Origin of the sequence: Streptomyces ardesiacus (assembly GCF_003112575.1) — a bacterium.
GTDB lineage: Bacteria > Actinomycetota > Actinomycetes > Streptomycetales > Streptomycetaceae > Streptomyces > Streptomyces ardesiacus.
The window spans coordinates 381,525-400,992 of sequence record NZ_BEWC01000007.1 but is presented as its reverse complement, the minus strand read 5'-3'; the positions used below and the strand labels follow the sequence as shown (position 1 = coordinate 400,992).

12 protein-coding genes are annotated in these 19,468 nt (G+C 71.6%); all 12 read left to right on the top strand.

Annotated features, from left to right (window positions below; genetic code table 11):
• Positions 1-68: 68 nt before the first annotated feature.
• The 12 genes from Sdi02f_RS23850 (at position 69) to Sdi02f_RS23795 (ending at position 19,387) form a co-directional block, all read left to right on the top strand.
• Positions 69-2,693, top strand: a complete 2,625-nt coding sequence (locus Sdi02f_RS23850; RefSeq protein ID WP_108933987.1) for a valine--tRNA ligase — start codon at positions 69-71, stop codon at positions 2,691-2,693.
• A 250-nt stretch (positions 2,694-2,943) separates the two neighbouring features.
• Positions 2,944-4,458, top strand: coding sequence for a bifunctional tetrahydrofolate synthase/dihydrofolate synthase (gene folC, locus Sdi02f_RS23845; protein WP_030399927.1), 1,515 nt, complete (start codon positions 2,944-2,946; stop codon positions 4,456-4,458).
• A 6-nt stretch (positions 4,459-4,464) separates the two neighbouring features.
• Entirely contained in the window at positions 4,465-4,830 is a 366-nt protein-coding gene (locus Sdi02f_RS23840) for a DUF4233 domain-containing protein (RefSeq protein WP_055467694.1), read from the top strand.
• A gap of 113 nt (positions 4,831-4,943) precedes the next feature.
• Positions 4,944-5,357 carry a nucleoside-diphosphate kinase gene (gene ndk / locus Sdi02f_RS23835; protein ID WP_007449819.1) on the top strand — a complete coding sequence of 138 codons (414 nt, stop codon included), beginning with the start codon at positions 4,944-4,946 and terminating at the stop codon, positions 5,355-5,357.
• Positions 5,358-5,676: 319 nt separating this feature from the next.
• Positions 5,677-6,696, top strand: coding sequence for a rod shape-determining protein (locus Sdi02f_RS23830; RefSeq protein WP_007449816.1), 1,020 nt, complete (start codon positions 5,677-5,679; stop codon positions 6,694-6,696).
• A gap of 200 nt (positions 6,697-6,896) precedes the next feature.
• Positions 6,897-7,958, top strand: a complete 1,062-nt coding sequence (gene mreC / locus Sdi02f_RS23825) for a rod shape-determining protein MreC (protein WP_108933986.1) — start codon at positions 6,897-6,899, stop codon at positions 7,956-7,958.
• A gap of 13 nt (positions 7,959-7,971) precedes the next feature.
• Positions 7,972-8,643, top strand: coding sequence for a rod shape-determining protein MreD (gene mreD / locus Sdi02f_RS23820; protein WP_030399924.1), 672 nt, complete (start codon positions 7,972-7,974; stop codon positions 8,641-8,643).
• Positions 8,644-8,744: 101 nt separating this feature from the next.
• Positions 8,745-11,045, top strand: coding sequence for a penicillin-binding protein 2 (gene mrdA, locus Sdi02f_RS23815; protein WP_031081735.1), 2,301 nt, complete (start codon positions 8,745-8,747; stop codon positions 11,043-11,045).
• Entirely contained in the window at positions 11,042-12,238 is a 1,197-nt protein-coding gene (gene rodA, locus Sdi02f_RS23810) for a rod shape-determining protein RodA (protein WP_030399922.1), read from the top strand. Before mrdA ends, rodA begins: the two co-directional genes overlap by 4 nt.
• A gap of 91 nt (positions 12,239-12,329) precedes the next feature.
• Positions 12,330-14,273, top strand: a complete 1,944-nt coding sequence (locus Sdi02f_RS23805) for a TIGR03960 family B12-binding radical SAM protein (protein ID WP_030399921.1) — start codon at positions 12,330-12,332, stop codon at positions 14,271-14,273.
• A 115-nt stretch (positions 14,274-14,388) separates the two neighbouring features.
• The gene (locus tag Sdi02f_RS23800; protein WP_108933985.1) at positions 14,389-15,165 is read left to right on the top strand and encodes a TIGR03936 family radical SAM-associated protein; all 777 of its coding nucleotides are present in this window, start codon (positions 14,389-14,391) and stop codon (positions 15,163-15,165) included.
• A 274-nt stretch (positions 15,166-15,439) separates the two neighbouring features.
• On the top strand, positions 15,440-19,387 hold the full coding sequence (locus Sdi02f_RS23795) for an Rne/Rng family ribonuclease (RefSeq protein WP_108933984.1): 3,948 nt from the start codon (positions 15,440-15,442) through the stop codon (positions 19,385-19,387).
• The last annotated feature ends 81 nt before the right edge of the window (positions 19,388-19,468 follow it).

Sequence of the window (19,468 nt, the reverse complement as noted above, 5' to 3'; positions counted from 1 at the left end):
CGGGGGCCGCACCGTTACAAAGGAAACGAGTTTCGGGACAGGGCCGTGACGCCCGTAAACTGACCCCCGTGACCGAGAACTCTCAGCAGCCGCAGCCCGCACCCACCACCGAACTGCCGACCCAGTACACGCCGGCCGAGGTAGAGGGGCAGCTGTACGAGCGCTGGGTAGAACGGGGTTACTTCGAGGCCGACGCGAAGAGCGACAAGCCGCCGTACACCGTCGTCATCCCGCCGCCGAACGTCACGGGCAGCCTGCACCTCGGGCACGCCTTCGAGCACACGCTCATCGACGCCCTGACCCGCCGCAAGCGCATGCAGGGCCACGAGACGCTGTGGCAGCCCGGCATGGACCACGCCGGCATCGCCACGCAGAACGTCGTCGAGCGCGAACTGGGCAAGGAGGGCAAGTCCCGGCACGACCTGGGCCGGGAGGCCTTCGTCGAGCGGGTCTGGCAGTGGAAGGCCGAGTCCGGCGGCCAGATCAGCGGCCAGATGCGCCGCCTCGGCGACGGCGTCGCGTGGTCGCGCGAGCGGTTCACCATGGACGAGGGCCTGTCCCAGGCCGTCCAGACCATCTTCAAGCGCCTCTACGACGACGAGCTGATCTACCGCGCCGAGCGCATCATCAACTGGTGCCCGCGCTGCCTGACGGCCATCTCCGACATCGAGGTCGAGTACCAGGACGACGACGGCGAACTGGTCTCCATGAAGTACGGGGAGGGCGACGAGACCATCGTCGTCGCCACCACCCGCGCGGAGACGATGCTCGGCGACACCGCCGTCGCCGTCCACCCCGAGGACGAGCGCTACAAGCACCTGGTCGGCAAGCTCATCAAGCTGCCGCTGACCGAGCGCTCCATCCCCGTCGTCGCCGACGAGCACGTCGACCCCGAGTTCGGCACCGGCGCCGTCAAGGTGACGCCCGCCCACGACCCGAACGACTTCGAGATCGGCCAGCGGCACAACCTGCCCGCCATCGCCGTGATGGACGAGCACGCCGTCATCACCGCCCACGGCCCCTTCCAGGGCCTGGACCGCCTCGAGGCCCGCTCCGCCATCGTCGCCGCGCTGCGCGCCGAGGGCCGGATCGTCGCCGAGAAGCGGCCCTACGTCCACTCCGTCGGCCACTGCTCGCGCTGCAAGACCACCATCGAGCCGCGCCTGTCCATGCAGTGGTGGGTCAAGGTCGGCCCGCTCGCGAAGGCCGCCGGTGACGCGGTCCGCGACGGCAGGGTCACGATCCACCCGCAGGAGATGGAGAAGCGGTACTTCGACTGGGTCGACAACCTCCACGACTGGTGCATCTCGCGCCAGCTCTGGTGGGGCCACCGCATCCCCGTCTGGTACGGCCCCGCGGGCGAGGTCGTCTGCGTCGGCCCCGACGAGGAGCCGCCGAGCGGCGAGGGCTGGCACCAGGACCCCGACGTCCTGGACACCTGGTTCTCCTCCGGCCTGTGGCCCTTCTCCACGCTCGGCTGGCCCGTGCAGACCGAGTCGCTCGCGAAGTTCTACCCGAACTCCGTCCTGGTCACCGGCTACGACATCCTCTTCTTCTGGGTCGCCCGGATGATGATGTTCGGCCTCTACGCGATGGACGGCACCCCGCCGTTCCACACCATCGCCCTGCACGGCATGGTCCGTGACCAGAACGGCAAGAAGATGTCCAAGTCCTTCGGGAACGTGGTCAACCCGCTGGACTGGATGGACAAGTACGGCTCCGACGCCCTCCGCTTCACCCTCGCGCGCGGCGCCAACCCGGGCGTCGACGTCCCGATCGGCGAGGACTGGGTCCAGGGCTCCCGGAACTTCGCCAACAAGATCTGGAACGCCACCCGTTTCGCCCTGATGAACGGCGCGACGGTCCAGGGCCCGCTGCCGGACGCGTCGAAGATGTCGTCCACGGACCGCTGGATCCTCTCCCGGCTCAACTCGGTGGTCGCCGAGGTCGACGCGTACTACGAGGACTACCAGTTCGCGAAGCTCTCCGACGCCCTGTTCCACTTCGCCTGGGACGAGGTCTTCGACTGGTACGTCGAGCTGTCCAAGACCACCTTCCAGGCGGGCGGCGAGGCCGCCGAGGTCTCCCAGCGCGTCCTGGGGGAGGTCCTGGACGTGACGCTGCGTCTCCTCCACCCGGTCGTCCCCTTCGTCACCGAGACGCTGTGGACGACGCTCACGGGCGGCGAGTCGGTCGTCATCGCCGAGTGGCCCACCGACTCGGGCTTCCGGGACGCGGACGCCGAGCGGGAGATCGAGACGCTGCAGTCGGTGATCACCGAGGTCCGCCGCTTCCGCGCCGACCAGGGCCTCCAGCCCGGCCAGCGGGTCCCGGCCCGGCTGACCCTCGCGGGCAGCGCGCTCGCGGCCCACGAGGCGGCCGTCCGGCAGCTGCTGCGGCTCCAGCCGGAGGGCGACGCCTTCACGGCGACGGCGACGCTGCCGGTCGCGGGCGTCGAGGTGGCCCTCGACCTCTCCGGGGTCATCGACTTCGCCGCCGAGCGCAAGCGGCTGGCGAAGGACCTCGCCGCGGCCGAGAAGGAGAAGGCCCAGGCGAACGCCAAGCTCGGCAACGAGGCGTTCCTGGCGAAGGCGCCGGACCAGGTCGTGGACAAGATCCGGGGCCGCCTCGCCAAGGCGGACGAGGACATCGCCCGCATCACCGCGCAGCTGGAGAAGCTGCCGGAGGCGTAGTCGCCGATACCTCAGGAAGGCACCCGGGGCCCTTGCAGGCGCCGGGTGCCTTTCCGCCCCCAGGGGCGCGGGGAACCGCGCGACCGGCCACAACGGCGCCGCACTCGCCCGGAGACCCGAGCCACCCCGTCCGCCGGCGGCCCGCAGGGAATCGCGCAGCCCGGCGCTCGCGGGGTGCCGCCGGGCCCGCCCGTGCCGCCCCGCGGCGGGCGCGACTGCCCGTGCAGGACGGGTACGTAGACTGGTCCCCGTGAGCGACAACCCCGGCCAGAACGACCAGCCCGACCCCCTCGACTCCTTCGACGAGATCATCGACGCGGAGACCACCCGCGACCCCGACCTCGCCGTCATCGAGGCCGGCAGCCGCACCCTGCGCACCCAGGGCGGTCCCCCGCAGGCCGACATCCCCGGGCGTCCCGAGGACCCCGAGCTGGACGCGGCCCTGCGCGGTGTCGAGACGGAGCTGGCGACCCGTTGGGGCGAGACCAAGCTGGAGCCGTCGGTCACCCGGATCGCCGCGCTGATGGACGTGCTGGGCGAGCCGCAGCGCTCGTACCCCTCCATCCACATCACCGGCACCAACGGCAAGACCTCCACCGCCCGCATGATCGAGGCCCTGCTCGGCGCCTTCGAATTGCGCACCGGGCGGTACACCTCGCCGCACGTGCAGTCGATCACCGAGCGCATCAGCCTGGACGGGGCGCCGGTCTCCGCCGAGCGGTTCGTCGAGACGTACCAGGACATCAAGCCGTACGTCGAGATGGTCGACGCGCAGCAGGAGTACCGGCTGTCGTTCTTCGAGGTGCTCACCGGCATGGCGTACGCCGCCTTCGCGGACGCGCCCGTGGACGTGGCCGTCGTCGAGGTCGGGATGGGCGGTTCCTGGGACGCCACCAACGTCATCGACGGGGACGTCGCCGTCGTCACCCCCATCGACCTGGACCACACCGACCGGCTCGGTGGGACGCCCGGCGAGATCGCGGTCGAGAAGTCCGGGATCATCAAGCAGGACGCCACCGTGATCCTCGCCCAGCAGCCGGTGGACGCGGCGCAGGTGATGCTGAAGAAGGCGGTGGACGTCAACGCCACCGTGGCCCGCGAGGGGCTGGAGTTCGGCGTCGTCGCCCGCGAGGTCGCCGTCGGCGGGCAACTGGTGACGCTGCGCGGGCTCGGCGGCGAGTACACCGAGGTCTACCTGCCGCTGCACGGCGCCCACCAGGCCCACAACGCGGCGGTCGCGCTGGCCGCCGTCGAGGCGTTCTTCGGCGTCGGCGCCCAGCGTCCCGAGCCGCTGGACGTGGACACCGTGCGCCGGGCCTTCGCCTCCGTCGCCTCGCCGGGGCGGATGGAGGTCGTGCGGCGTTCGCCGACCGTGGTCCTCGACGCCGCGCACAACCCGGCCGGCGCCAGGGTCGCCGCCGAGGCGGTGGGGGAGGCCTTCCAGTTCAGCCGGCTCATCGGTGTGGTCGGCGCCAGCGGTGACAAGAACGTGCGCGGGCTGCTGGAGGCCTTCGAGCCGGTCTTCGCCGAGGTCGTCGTCACCCAGAACTCCAGCCACCGCGCGATGGACGCCGACGAGCTGGCCGCGGTCGCCGTCGAGGTCTTCGGCGAGGACCGCGTGCAGGTAGAGCCGCGGCTGCCGGACGCCCTGGAGGCGGCGATCACGCTGGCCGAGGAGGAGGGCGAGTTCGCGGGCGGCGGTGTGCTCGTCACCGGTTCCGTCATCACCGTCGGCGAGGCCCGACTGCTTCTGAGGAGGGGCTGAGAAACCGTGCGTACGCTCTGCGCTTCGACGCTGATCGGCGAGTTCTTCGTGATCGGCTTCGCCGGTCTGGTCGCCATGAAGGACCCCGACCTGTCCATGGGGACGGTGTGGACGGTCAGCGGCATCGCGATGTTCCTGTGCGTCGCGCTGTGCGGGGTCATCACCCGCCCCGGCGGCGTCGTCCTCGGCTGGGCGCTCCAGGTCGCGCTCATCGCCTCCGGCCTGGTCGTGCCGACCATGTACTTCCTGGGCGCGGTTTTTGCCGCCCTGTGGTGGGCCTCCGTGCACTACGGGCGCAAGATCGACGAGGCGAAGGCACGGTTCGCCGCGCAGGCCGAGGCCTCGGCGGCCTCCGCGGCCGACCCCGCCTGAAAGCGCCGGACGCGACCGGGCCCGTATGCCTGACGCTGCGTGACGGGCGTCGCGACACGCCCGGTAACCTCAGTCATCACCCGCACAACCGCACCTCTCCAAGGGAGCCCCTCGTGACCCAGCGCAGCCTCGTCCTCCTCAAGCCCGACGCCGTCCGTCGTGGCCTGACCGGCGAGATCATCAGCCGTATCGAGCGCAAGGCCGGCTGGCAGATCACCGCGCTGGAACTGCGGACCCTGGACGCCGAGACGCTGGAGCAGCACTACGGCGAGCACAAGGGCAAGCCCTTCTACGAGCCCCTGGTCGAGTTCATGGCGTCCGGTCCGGTCGTCGCGATGGTCGTCGAGGGCGAGCGGGTCATCGAGGGCGTGCGCGCGCTGGCCGGTCCGACCGACCCGATCGCCGCCGCGCCCGGCTCCATCCGGGGCGACTTCGGCGTGATCGTCCGCGAGAACCTGATCCACGCCTCGGACTCCGAGGAGTCCGCCGAGCGCGAGCTGAAGATCTTCTTCCCGGGCCGGGTCTGATCCGCCTTCGGGACACGCCGGAGAGGCCTTTTTTCTGACACCACGTCAGCCGAATGGACCGGAGAGAGCCGGGGCGGTCGCGCGAAAGCGACCGCCCTGTGGCATATGCGCGCCTGTTCGGGGGAACGGATCCCACCGTTGGCCCGTCTCCACGAGCGAGGCGGTGCGCCATCTGCTGACAATGGCGAAGACCCTCGCGCAGTGTTCGCGAAAGCGCGTCTACGATGGAAGCCTCCACGCGTCACTGCACCCACTTCGCCGACCTGAAAAGCCCTCAAAAGCTCCTGGGAAGGCCAGTCGAATCCTGATGGGGAACTCAATGTCGTTCATCGGCCGTGACATGGCTGTCGACCTCGGGACCGCCAACACGCTGGTGTACGTCAGGGGTCGCGGGATCGTACTCAACGAGCCGTCCGTCGTCGCGATCAACACCAACACCGGTGGCATCCTCGCGGTCGGCGCCGAAGCGAAGAAGATGATCGGGCGCACGCCCGGCAACATCGTTGCCGTGCGCCCGCTGAAGGACGGCGTCATCGCCGACTTCGAGATCACCGAGCGGATGCTCCGCTACTTCATCCTGAAGATCCACAAGCGGCGTTATCTGGCTCGTCCGCGGGTCGTCGTCTGTGTGCCCTCGGGCATCACCGGCGTCGAGCGCCGCGCCGTCATCGAGGCGTCGTCCCAGGCCGGCGCCCGACAGGTGCACATCATCGAGGAGCCCATGGCCGCGGCCATCGGCTCCGGCCTGCCGGTCCACGAGGCCACGGGCAACATGGTGGTGGACATCGGCGGCGGCACCACGGAGGTCGCGGTCATCTCGCTCGGCGGCATCGTCACCGCCCAGTCCATCCGCGTCGCGGGTGACGAGCTGGACAACGCGATCATCCAGCACGTGAAGAAGGAGTACAGCCTTCTTCTGGGTGAGCGCACGGCCGAGCAGATCAAGATCACGATCGGTTCGGCGTACGACCTCGACTCCGACGAGCACACCGAAATCCGCGGCCGGGACCTCGTCTCCGGGCTGCCCAAGACCGTCGTCATCTCCGCCGCCGAAGTGCGCAAGGCGATCGAGGAACCGGTCAACGCCATCGTCGACGCCGTCAAGACGACCCTCGACAAGTGTCCGCCGGAGCTGTCCGGCGACATCATGGACCGCGGCATCGTCCTGACCGGCGGCGGCGCCCTGCTGCGCGGGCTCGACGAACGGCTGCGCCGGGAGACCGGAATGCCGATCCACATCGCCGAGGACCCGCTCGACAGCGTCGCGCTCGGCAGCGGCAAGTGCGTCGAGGAGTTCGAGGCGCTCCAGCAGGTGCTGGACGCCTCGCCCCGCAGATGACGTCACACTTCGGTTCCGCCGTACGAGACGATCTCCTCTCGTGCGGCGGATCGTTGATATAGAGGGTTCCGGTACTCGATGCGCGTGAAGTGCCCGATGCGCCGCACACGCCCGAAGCACCGGATCACCTGAATTCCTGAACACCGCCACGTACATTCCGAGATTCCCGGATTTCGACGAGGAAGGCACGGCCGCCGCACGTGAGGGACACGAAAGAGAGCCGGCTGCTCCTGGTACTGCTGATCGCCGTCGCGTTCGCACTGATCACGGTGGACATCCGCGGTGGGGAGGACTCGCCGGTCGACGGTGCCCGGCAGGCCGCGGCCACCGTCTTCGGCCCGATCGAGAACGGTGTGTCGTCCGCGGTCGACCCGGTCGGCAACGCCGTCTCCGCGATCCGCGACTCCGGCGACCGGCACGACCGGCTCGCGCAGTTGGCGACGGAGAACGCGGCGCTGAAGGCCAAGCTCGGCAGCGACGAGCGCGGCCGCAGCCGCCTGAGGCAGTTCGACAAGATGCTCGGACTCGCCGGAGCCGGGCAGTACGGCATCAAGGGCGCCCAGGTCATCGCCATAGGAGCGGCCCAGGGCTTCTCCTGGACCGTCACCCTCGACGTCGGCGCCAACGACGGCATCGCGCGCGACATGACCGTCCTCAACGGCGACGGCCTCGTCGGACGCGTGACGACCGTCGGCCCGAACACCTCCACGGTGCTGCTCGCCAACGACCCGGACTTCACCGTCGGCACCCGGATGGAGTCCGGTGACGAACTCGGCTTCGCCTCCGGCCAGGGCAGCCGGCCCCTGCGCGTCGAACTCCTCAACGGCAAGGCCGACGTCAAGAAGGGCGACCGCCTGGTCACCTTCGGCTCCCAGTCCGACAAGCCGTTCGTGCCGGGCGTGCCCGTCGGCACCATCACCCGCGTCGACCCCAACGGCGGCGACCTGACCCGCATCCTCGACGTCACGCCGTTCGTCAGCTTCACCAAGCTCGACATCGTCGGCGTCGTCGTCCAGGCCCCGGCGAAGGACCCGCGCGACACGGTGCTGCCGGAGAAGAAGCAGCCGAAGCCCACGCCGACCGTGACGGTGACCGTGACCCCGGGCGCCGACCCCGAGGGCCGCGCCCAGGACGGCGGGACCGGCCAGAACGACACCGCCGGCCAGAACGACACCGCCGGGCAGACCGACCCGGACAACGAGACCGACCCGAACAACCAGACCGGCCAGACCGACCAGCAGAACGAGCAGACCCAGCCGTAGGAGCCCTCACCCCATGCGCGTCAACCGGATCCTGCTGTCCGTCGCCCTGGTCGTCGTCGCCCTGGTGATCCAGGTGAGCGTCCTCGCCCGCCTCCACCTGCCCGGCGCCGTCCCCGACCTCGTGCTGCTCACCGTCCTCGGCCTGGCCCTGGTCTACGGCCACGTCGGCGGCGCCCTCGTCGGCTTCGGCGCCGGACTCCTCGCCGACCTCGCCCCGCCCGCCGACCACGCCGCCGGACGCTACGCCCTCGTGCTCTGCGTCGTCGGCTACCTCGCCGGCCTCGCCAAGCCGGACAACGGACGGCTCCGCTCGGCCACCGGCCCCATGGTCGTCGTGGTCGCCGCCGCCGTCGGCACCACCCTGCTCTACGCGGGCGTCGGCGCCCTCGTCGGCGACACCGCCGCCCGCCACGTCGGCCTGCCCAGCCTGCTGTTCACGGCCGCCCTGTACGACCTGCTGCTCGCGCCGTTCGTCGTCCCCGGCATCATGGCGCTGGCCCGCCGCGCCGACAACGACCCGCTGGCCGACACCAACTCCGCGGCCCAGAGCCCCGACATCTCCTCGGGCTGGCTCTCCGGGGGCACCGGCCTGCGCATCGGCAGACAGCGCAACGCGCTGCGGGTGAAGACGGCCCGCGCCCGCGTCGCCAGGGCCGGGCGCATCAAGGGGGTCAAGCGGCTGTGAGCGCACGCCGGCACACCAGCACACACGTCGTCAGGGGGAGGCAGCAGTGACCAGCTCCCACCCGTCGCCCACCACCACCCTCAACCGGATGGGCCGCGCCCATGACTAACATCCCGGAGACCGGCCGCAGCACCCGCGTCCAGACCCGGCTCGTCGTCATCCAGATCCTCGTCCTCTCCCTCCTCGCCACCCTCGGCGGCCGCCTCTGGTACCTCCAGATCCGCCAGGGCGACGAGTACGCCGCCGAGGCCTCCGGCAACCACGTCCAGCAGGTCGTCCAGCCCGCCACCCGCGGCTCGATCCTGGACGCCCGCGGCGTCCCCCTCGCCGACAACGAGACCCGGCTCGTCGTCTCCGCCTCCCGCACCGAGCTGCTGAAGATGAAGGACGACGGCAAGGCCGTCCTCACCAAGCTCGCCGGTGTCCTCGGCATGAAGCCCCAGGACGTCATCGACAAGGTCCGGCTCTGCGACGCGAAGACCCCCCAGCCCTGCTGGAACGGTTCGCCCTACCAGCCGATCCCCGTCACCGACGAGGCCACCGCCAAGCAGGCCCTGCAGATCCGCGAGCGCGCCGAGGACTTCCCCGGCATCACCGCCGAACCCATGGCCGTACGCCGCTACGCCGCGCCCGGCGGCTCCAACACCGCCCAGGTGCTCGGCTACCTCTCGCCGGTCACCGACGAGGAGCTGAAGAAGGCCGAGGACACCGACTCGCCCTACCTGCGCTCCGACCAGGTCGGCCGCTCCGGCCTGGAGCGGCAGTACGACAAGGCACTGCGCGGCAAGGCGGGCGTCACCCGCTACGAGGTCGACAACCTCGGCCGCGTCATCGGCGAGGCCGAGTCCGACCCCGGCACCCCCGGCGCCAACCTCGTCACCAGCATCGACGCCCGCGTCCAGCGCGTCGCCGAGTACGAGCTGAACGAGGCGATGAAGGCCGCCCGCAAGGAGATGGACCGCAACACCAACCGGACCTACGAGGCCGACTCCGGCGCGGTTGTGGTGATGGAGGCCAAGACCGGCCGGGTCGTCGCCATGGCCTCCAACCCCGACTACGACCCCAACGCCTGGGTGGGCGGCATCTCCGCCAAGGACTACAAGAAGCTCACCGGCAAGGACTCCAACTACCCGCTGCTCAACCGCGCCATCCAGGGCCAGGCGGCCCCCGGCTCCATCTTCAAGGTGGTCTCCTCGGCCGCCGCGGTCGAGGCCGGCTACGACTTCGACGGCAACTACGACTGCTCCAGCGCCTACGACGTCGGCGGCCAGGTCTTCAAGAACTTCGAGTCGGCCAACGAAGGCATGATCACCATCGGCCGCGCCCTGGAACTCTCCTGCGACACCGTCTTCTACCGCCTGTCCCACCAGGAGTGGAAGAAGGACGGCGGGATGAACCCGAAGAACCCCCACGACTACTTCTACAAGGCCGCCCACCAGTTCGGCCTCGGCGCCAAGACCGGCGTCGACCTCCCGAACGAGGTCACCGGCCGCGTCCCCGACCGCCAGTGGAAGCAGGACTACTGGGAGGCCAACAAGGACGCCTGGTGCAAGTCCGGCAAGAAGGACGGCTCCTACGTCGAGAAGATCGCGTACGAGAACTGCCTCGAGGGCAACAAGATGCGCGCCGGTGACTCCATCAACTACTCCATCGGCCAGGGCGACACCCTCGTCACCCCCATCCAGATGGCCACCATCTACTCGGCCATCTCCAACGGCGGCACCCTCTACGACCCGACCATCGGCAAGGCCGTCGTCAGCCCCGACGGCAAGCAGGTCCAGGAGATCAAGCCCACCTCGCACGGCAGGCTGCCCATAAGCAAGGCCACCCGGGCCAAGATGGACGAGGCCCTCGCCGGCGTCGCCAGCCGGGGCACCGCCGCCTGGCGGTTCGCCCAGGTCGGCTGGCCGCAGGAGAAGATCCCGATGCACGCCAAGACCGGTACCGCCGAGGTCTACGGCAAGCAGACCACGTCCTGGTTCGCGACGTACACCAAGGACTACTCGATCGTCATGACGATCTCCCAGGGCGGCACCGGCTCCGGCGCCTCGGGCCCGGCCGTCCGCAACATCTACGACGCGCTGTACGGCGTCTCCGACGACGGCGACATCGATCCGAAGAAGGCCCTGCTGCCCAAGCCGCAGGCGGGCCTCCCGAAGATCAAGACGGACGGGACCATCCTCTCCCCGAAGATGCCCAAGGACGTCGTCAAGGAACTCCAGCCCGACGAGAAGGCCTCCCCCGACGAGGAGTACGCCCCCGTCGAGGAGGGCAACCAGCCGGCGACCACCCCCAACCCGACCGGGGAGAACCGCGACACCCGCCGCCACCGACGGCGAGGCGGTGCCCGGGGCGGCGCCCGGCGCGGCGGCGTCGGAAGAAGCCGGAGGGCACGCGCATGACCGGCAACAGCTTCCAGGTCTCCGGATACGGCCCCGCGAAGGCCGGCTGGACCCGCCTCCTCGCCCGGGACTCCCTGGCCCGGCGGCTCGACTGGCCGATACTGCTGGCCGCGGTGGCCCTGTCGCTGATGGGCTCGCTGCTCGTCTACTCCGCCACCCGCAACCGCACCGAACTCAACCAGGGCGACCCGTACTACTTCCTCACCCGGCACCTGCTGAACACCGGCATCGGGATCGCCCTGATGGTCGCCACCGTCTGGCTCGGCCACCGCGCGCTGCGCACCGCCGTGCCGGTCCTCTACGGCGCGTCCGTCTTCCTGATCCTGCTGGTGCTCACCCCGCTCGGCTCGACCATCAACGGCGCCCACTCCTGGATCAAGCTCCCCGGCGGCTTCTCCCTGCAGCCCTCGGAGTTCGTGAAGATCACGATCATCCTGGGCATGGCGATGCTGCTGGCCGCCCGCGTCGACGCGGGGGACCGGCCGCACCCCGACCACCGCACCGTGCTCCAGGCGCTGGGCCTGGCCACCGTGCCGATGCTCATCGTGATGCTCATGCCCGACCTCGGGTCGGTCATGGTCATGGTCATCATCGTGCTCGGCATCCTGCTCGCCTCCGGCGCCAGCAACCGCTGGATCTTCGGGCTGCTCGGCGCCGGCACCGCCGGGGCGCTCGCCGTGTGGCAGCTCGGCATCCTGGACGACTACCAGATCGCCCGCTTCGCCGCGTTCGCCAACCCGGCCCTCGATCCCGCGGGCGTCGGTTACAACACCAACCAGGCCCGCATCGCCATCGGTTCCGGCGGGCTCACCGGCTCCGGCCTCTTCCACGGTTCGCAGACCACCGGCCGGTTCGTGCCCGAGCAGCAGACCGACTTCGTCTTCACCGTCGCCGGCGAGGAACTGGGCTTCCTCGGCGCGGGCCTCATCATCGCCCTGCTCGGCGTGGTCCTGTGGCGCGCCTGCCGCATCGCCCGCGGCACCCCCGACCTGTACGGCACGGTCGTCGCCGCCGGGATCGTGGCGTGGTTCGCCTTCCAGTCCTTCGAGAACGTCGGCATGACGCTGGGCATCATGCCGGTCACCGGCCTCCCGCTGCCCTTCGTCTCCTACGGCGGCTCCTCCATGTTCGCCGTGTGGATGGCGGTCGGCCTGCTCCAGTCGATCGCCGTGCAGAGACCGATGTCGGCGTAGCACGGCACCGGAGGGGTGAGGGGTCAGGGGGACGGGTCCGGCCGGGTTAGGCTGGATGGTCCCCCTTGTCAGCACACGAAGGTCCCGTGAGATGTCTGCCGAAGCCACCCAGGCCGCCGAGTCCGTGTTTCCGCAGCTCGAAGCCCTGCTGCCGCATGTGCAGAAGCCGATCCAGTACGTCGGCGGAGAGCTCAACTCCACGGTCAAGGACTGGGAATCCTGCGACGTCCGCTGGGCCCTGATGTACCCCGACGCCTACGAGGTCGGCCTGCCCAACCAGGGCGTCATGATCCTCTACGAGGTACTCAACGAGCAGCAGGGCGTCCTCGCCGAGCGCACCTACAGCGTCTGGCCGGACCTCGAGGAGCTGATGCGGGAGCACTCCGTCCCGCAGTTCACGGTCGACAGCCACCGACCGGTCGGCGCCTTCGACGTCTTCGGCCTCTCCTTCTCCACGGAGCTGGGCTACACCAACATGCTCACCGCCCTGGACCTGGCGGGCATCCCGCTGGAGGCGAAGGACCGCGGCATCGACGACCCGGTCGTCCTGGCCGGCGGCCACGCGGCCTTCAACCCGGAGCCGATCGCCGACTTCATCGACTGCGCGGTCATCGGCGACGGCGAGCAGGCCGTCCTGGAGGTCACGGCGATCATCCGCGCCTGGAAGGCCGAGGGCCGCCCGGGAGGCCGCGAGGAACTCCTCCTCCGCCTCGCCAGGACCGGCGGCGTCTACGTCCCCGGCTTCTACGACGTGGAGTACCTCCCCGACGGCCGTATCGCCCGCGTCGTCCCCAACCGCTCCGGCGTCCCGTGGCGGGTCAGCAAGCACACCGTCATGGACCTGGACGAGTGGCCCTACCCCAAGCAGCCGCTCGTGCCGCTCGCCGAGACCGTCCACGAGCGCATGTCCGTGGAGATCTTCCGCGGCTGCACCCGCGGCTGCCGCTTCTGCCAGGCCGGCATGATCACCCGGCCGGTGCGCGAGCGTTCCATCACCGGCATCGGCGAGATGGTCGACAAGGGTCTCAAGGCGACCGGCTTCGAGGAGGTCGGCCTGCTCTCCCTCTCCTCCGCCGACCACACGGAGATCGCCGACATCGCCAAGGGCCTCGCCGACCGTTACGAGGAGGACAAGGTCGGCCTGTCCCTGCCCTCCACCCGCGTCGACGCCTTCAACATCGACCTGGCCAACGAGCTGACCCGCAACGGGCGCCGCTCCGGCCTCACCTTCGCCCCCGAGGGCGGCTCCGAGCGCATCCGCAAGGTCATCAACAAGATGGTCTCGGAGGAGGACCTCATCCGGACCGTCGCGACGGCCTACGGCAACGGCTGGCGCCAGGTGAAGCTGTACTTCATGTGCGGCCTGCCCACCGAGACCGACGACGACGTCCTCCAGATCGCCGACATGGCGACCCGCGTGATCGCCAAGGGCCGCGAGGTCTCCGGCTCCGGCGACATCCGCTGCACCGTCTCCATCGGCGGCTTCGTCCCCAAGCCCCACACCCCCTTCCAGTGGGCCCCGCAGCTCTCCGCCGAGGAGACCGACGCCCGCCTCCAGAAGCTCCGCGACAAGATCCGCGGCGACAAGAAGTACGGCCGCTCCATCGGGTTCCGCTACCACGACGGCAAGCCCGGCATCGTCGAGGGCCTCCTCTCCCGCGGCGACCGCCGCCTCGGTGCCGTCATCCGCGCCGTCTACGACGACGGCGGCCGCTTCGACGGCTGGCGCGAGCACTTCTCCTACGACCGCTGGATGGCCTGCGCCGACAAGGCCCTGGAGCCCACCGGCGTCGACGTCGACTGGTACACCACCCGCGAGCGCGGCTACGAGGAGGTCCTGCCCTGGGACCACCTGGACTCCGGCCTCGACAAGGAATGGCTCTGGGAGGACTGGCAGGACGCCCTCGACGAGACCGAGGTCGACGACTGCCGCTGGACGCCGTGCTTCGACTGCGGGGTGTGCCCGGCCATGGACACCGAGATCCAGGTGGGCCCGACCGGCAAGAAGCTGCTGCCGCTGACCGTGGTCAAGTAGGCGGGAACCATCCGCCGCCGAGGCACGTACCCTTGGTAGAAGTACGACCGCTCTCACGAAGGACTGAACGACACTGGGCAAGCGACAGCCCGTAGGCCCGCCGCCCGTTCCCGCGGTGCAGCGCATTCGACTGCGTTACACCAAGCGCGGCCGCCTCCGGTTCACCAGCCACCGTGACTTCCAGCGCGCCTTCGAGCGTGCGCTGCGCCGCGCCGAGGTGCCCATGGCGTACTCGGCGGGGTTCACGCCGCACCCGAAGGTGTCGTACGCCAATGCCGCACCCACCGGCACGGGCAGTGAGGCGGAGTACCTGGAGATCGCGCTCACCGAGGCGCGCGACCCGGAGCGGCTCAGGCTGCTCCTCGACGAGTCGCTGCCCGCCGGGCTCGACGTCGTCGACGCGGTCGAGGCCCGGACCTCCGGGCTCGCCGACCGGCTGACGGCCTCCGTGTGGGAGCTGCGGCTGGAGGGCGTGCGGCCCGCCGAGGCCGAGGCCGCCGTCGCGGCCTTCAACGCGGCTCCGACGGTGGAGGTCCAGCGCCGGACCAAGAACGGCGTGCGGACCTTCGACACCCGTTCCGCCGTCGCGCACCTCGAGAGCCTCACCACGCACGGTTCACCGGCTGATAGGCCGACCGACCGGCCCTGTGCGATACTGCGGCTGGTTGTTCGGCACGTGACGCCTGCCGTACGACCCGACGACGTCCTGTCCGGTCTTCGCGCCGTGGCCGACCTGGCGCCGCCGGTCCCCGCAGCGGTGACCAGGCTGGCGCAGGGGCTGTTCGATGAAGAGACCGGTGCGGTGACCGACCCGCTCGCGCCCGACCGCGAGGCGAAAGCGCCCGAGCCGCAACCGGCCGCCGCTTCCGCCGCCGCGAAGGCGCCGGCGTAAGGAAGGTTCCGCGTAGGGACGGACGTCGTAGCGCCGCCCTCGAACTCGGGAGCCACCTGGGTCGGGCAGCGCACCGACCACAAGACTTTCGCCAGGCCGTGCACGACAAGGGGTACGGAACCGGCGAGACAAGACACGGAGAGCTTCCGAGCGGCGCCCGCGCCCCGGACGGCGGCGATCGCGCACCGCGCGAGCCGCGGACGTCACCGGCGGTCGACCTGATCGATGCCGGACCAGGCGCGGCGCCCGGGAGCCTGACGGGAGAAACCCCCGCATGCTCGAACCGACCGAACCCACCGGGTCCGCGACCAGCTCGACGGACACCGAGTCGAACACCCCCAGCGACACCCTGCCGCCGCGCCGTCGGCGCAGGGCCGCGTCCCGCCCGGCGGGGCCGCCGGCCGGTGCCTCCGAGGCGCCGGCGGAGACCGTGGCCCCGGCCGGGACCGCCCCCGCCGAGGTGGCGGAGGCCCCCGAGCCGGCCCCGGAGCCCGCGGCCCCCGCCCGCCCGCGCCGCCGTGCGGTGCGGCGTGCCTCCGCTCCGGCGGGCGCCGCCGCGCCGGCGGAGACGGCCGAGACCGTCGTGCCCGCGGCGTCCGCCGCCGAGACGCCGGCGCCCGCGGAGGACGCGCGGTCCGCCGAAGCCGCCGAGGCCGTCGCCGAGAGCGCCGCTCCCAAGGCGCGCACCCGGCGCCGGGCCACGCGCAGCGTGACTTCGGCCGCCGAGCCGGCCGAGACGTCCGCGCCCGCCGCGGAGGAGGCCCCGGCCGAGGCCGAGGGTGCCGCTCCCAAGGGCCGGACCCGGCGCCGTGCCACGCGCAGCGTCTCCGCCCCGGTCGACGCCCCCGCCGAGACCGCCGCCGAAACGGGCGAGCCCGAGGCCGCGGTGGCCCCTGAGCCCGAGCCCGCGAAGGCCGCCGAGCCCGCCGCGCGGGCCGAGAGCGCCGAGTCCGGTGAGGACGCCGCCCCGCGCCGTGCGCGCCGCCGCTCCACCCGTAAGGCCGCCTCCGGTTTCGCCGCCCCGGCGCGGGGCGCCGCCGACTCCGACGAGGCCGACGCGCCCAAGCGTCCCTCGCGTCCAGCGGTCGCCGTGTTCCAGGCGCCCGTGTTCGCCGAGCCCCAGTTCCAGACGCCCGAGCGGGCCGCGGCCGAGGCCGCCGCCGAGGCGGCCGGTGCCCAGCCGGCGAAGCCGGTCGAGGAGAGCGCCCAGCCCGCGGAGGAGACCGCCGGTTCGCGCCGTCGCCGCAAGCGCCGGGGCGCCGTCGCCGAGGAGGCCGCCGAGGAGCGTGCCACCGCGGCCGTCGTCCCGGAGGAGCCCGAGGCCGAGAGCGACGCGGACGCCGACGCCGAGTCCGACGAGCCGGGCGACGACCACGACGACGCCGAGGGCTACGAGGAGTCCGGTTCGCGCCGGCGCCGTCGCCGGGGCGGCCGTCGCCGCCGCCGGGGTGACGCCGCCGACGGCGACCTGGCGGACGGCGAGAGCGAGCACACCGCCGCCGAGCAGGCCGGTCAGGACGCCGAGGACACCGCCGAGCAGACGCAGGAGGACGCCGCCGAGGAGAGCGGCGAGGAGGCCGGCGAGAGCGGTGGCTCCAGCAGCAGCCGTCGCCGCCGTCGCCGTCGCCGCCGTGCCGGGGACGCCTCCGGCGAGGGCGAGACCTCCGCCGACGACCCCGAGCGCACCGTCGTCAAGGTCCGCGAGCCGCGTCCCGCGCGGGAGAAGAGCGAGCCGTCCGACGAGGTGCAGTCCATCAAGGGCTCGACCCGTCTGGAGGCCAAGAAGCAGCGCCGCCGCGAGGGCCGCGAGCAGGGCCGCCGGCGCGTGCCGATCATCACCGAGGCCGAGTTCCTGGCCCGCCGCGAGGCCGTCGAACGCGTCATGGTCGTCCGCCAGCACGGCGAGCGCACCCAGATCGGCGTCCTGGAGGACGGGGTGCTCGTCGAGCACTACGTCAACAAGGAGCAGGCCACCTCGTACGTCGGCAACGTCTACCTCGGCAAGGTGCAGAACGTGCTGCCGTCGATGGAGGCCGCCTTCATCGACATCGGCAAGGGCCGCAACGCCGTCCTGTACGCCGGTGAGGTCAACTTCGAGGCGCTGGGCATGGCGGGCGGACCGCGCCGCATCGAGTCCGCCCTCAAGTCCGGCCAGTCGGTCCTCGTGCAGGTCACCAAGGACCCGATCGGCCACAAGGGCGCCCGCCTGACCAGCCAGGTCTCGCTGCCCGGCCGCTACCTGGTCTACGTGCCCGAGGGCTCGATGACCGGCATCAGCCGCAAGCTGCCCGACACCGAGCGCTCCCGCCTCAAGACGATCCTGAAGAAGATCGTCCCCGAGGACGCGGGCGTCATCGTGCGCACCGCCGCCGAGGGCGCCAGCGAGGACGAGCTGCGCCGCGACGTCGAGCGGCTCCAGGCGCAGTGGGAGGACATCCAGAAGAAGGCGAAGGGCGGCAGCTCCAGCGCGCCCACGCTGCTGTACGGCGAGCCGGACATGACCGTCCGGGTCGTGCGCGACATCTTCAACGAGGACTTCTCCAAGGTCGTCGTCAGCGGCGACGAGGCCTGGCAGACCATCCACGGCTACGTGTCCCACGTGGCGCCGGACCTCGCCGAGCGGCTGTCCAGGTGGACGAGCGAGGTCGACGTCTTCGCGACGTACCGGATCGACGAGCAGCTCGCCAAGGCGCTGGACCGCAAGGTCTGGCTGCCCAGCGGCGGTTCGCTGGTGATCGACCGGACCGAGGCGATGGTCGTCGTCGACGTCAACACCGGCAAGTTCACCGGTCAGGGCGGCAACCTCGAGGAGACGGTCACCAGGAACAACCTGGAGGCGGCCGAGGAGATCGTGCGCCAGCTGAGGCTGCGCGACCTCGGCGGCATCATCGTCATCGACTTCATCGACATGGTGCTGGAGTCCAACCGGGACCTGGTGCTGCGGCGCCTGCTGGAGTGCCTGGGCCGGGACCGGACCAAGCACCAGGTGGCCGAGGTGACCTCGCTGGGGCTGGTGCAGATGACCCGCAAGCGGGTCGGCCAGGGCCTGCTGGAGTCGTTCTCGGAGACCTGCGTCCACTGCAACGGCCGCGGTGTCATCGTCCACCTCGACCAGCCGTCGTCGGCCGGTGGTGGCGGCGGCAAGCGCCGCAAGCGGGCGCGGGCCGGGGCCGAGCAGCCGCACGAGCACGAGGCGGTCGCCGGGGTCGAGACCGGCCCGACGGCGGAGCAGGAGGCGGAGACCGAGTCCGAGTCCGAGGTGGCCGCCGAGGTGGCCGAGCCGGTCGCCCTCCCGGCGCCCGACTTCAGCACGGACGAGGAGCTGTACAGCAGCGCCGCCGAGGCCGAGGCCGCCGCCACGCGCGGTCGCGGCCGGCGTCGCGCGAGCCGTCGGGCGTCCGCCCCGGCGGGCGCGCCCAGGGCCGCGAAGGCCGGGACGGCGAAGTCCGAGGAGGCCCGGGCGGAGAAGACGGCGAGGCCCGAGGAGGCCGAGGCCGCCTCCGCCGGGGTGCCGACGGCGCAGGACGTGACCGTGCGCGAGGAGGTCGAGCGTCCCGTGCGGCGCGAGCCCGCCGCCGAGGTGCTGGCCGAGCCGGCCGCCGTCGAGGACGCCGTCTCCGGCGCCCCCGCCCCGGAGCAGGCCCCGGAGCCCGTGTCGGACGAGGCCGCGCCCAAGGGCCGTACGCGCCGCCGGGCCACCCGCAAGGTGTCCGCGCCGGCCGGTTCGCCCGAGGGCGCCGAGGCCGCCGTACTGACGGTCCCGGAGACCGCGTCCGCGGTGTCCGAGCAGCCCGCGCAGCCCGAGCAGGCGCCGGAGGCCCCGGCCCCGGCGGAGGCGGCCGAGAGCGCGGCCCCGGCCCGTCCGCGGCGCCGCGCGGTGCGCAAGCCCACCACGTCCACCGCGTCCGAGGAGGCGGCCGTCGTGGTCGTCCCGTCGGCCACGGCGGAGGAGGCGCCGCAGGCGGAGCCCGAGGGCGAGGAGGCGGCCCCGGCCAAGAAGGCGGCGGCCCGCAAGACGGCCAAGAAGGCGACGGCGAAGAAGGCCGCCACCAAGAAGACGGCGGCCAAGAAGACGACGACCGCCAAGAAGGCCACCGCCAAGAAGGCGGCCAAGACGACGACCGCCAAGAAGGCCACGGCCAAGAAGACGGCGTCGAAGAAGACCGCGGCGGCCGCCCAGCAGGCACCGTCCTCGGTCACGGCCGCCACCGACGAGGGCTGATCCGGCACCGCAGCACGACGTGTGGCCCCGTCCGTTCGGACGGGGCCACACGTTTCCCCGGGCCCTCCCCGGCGCATCATC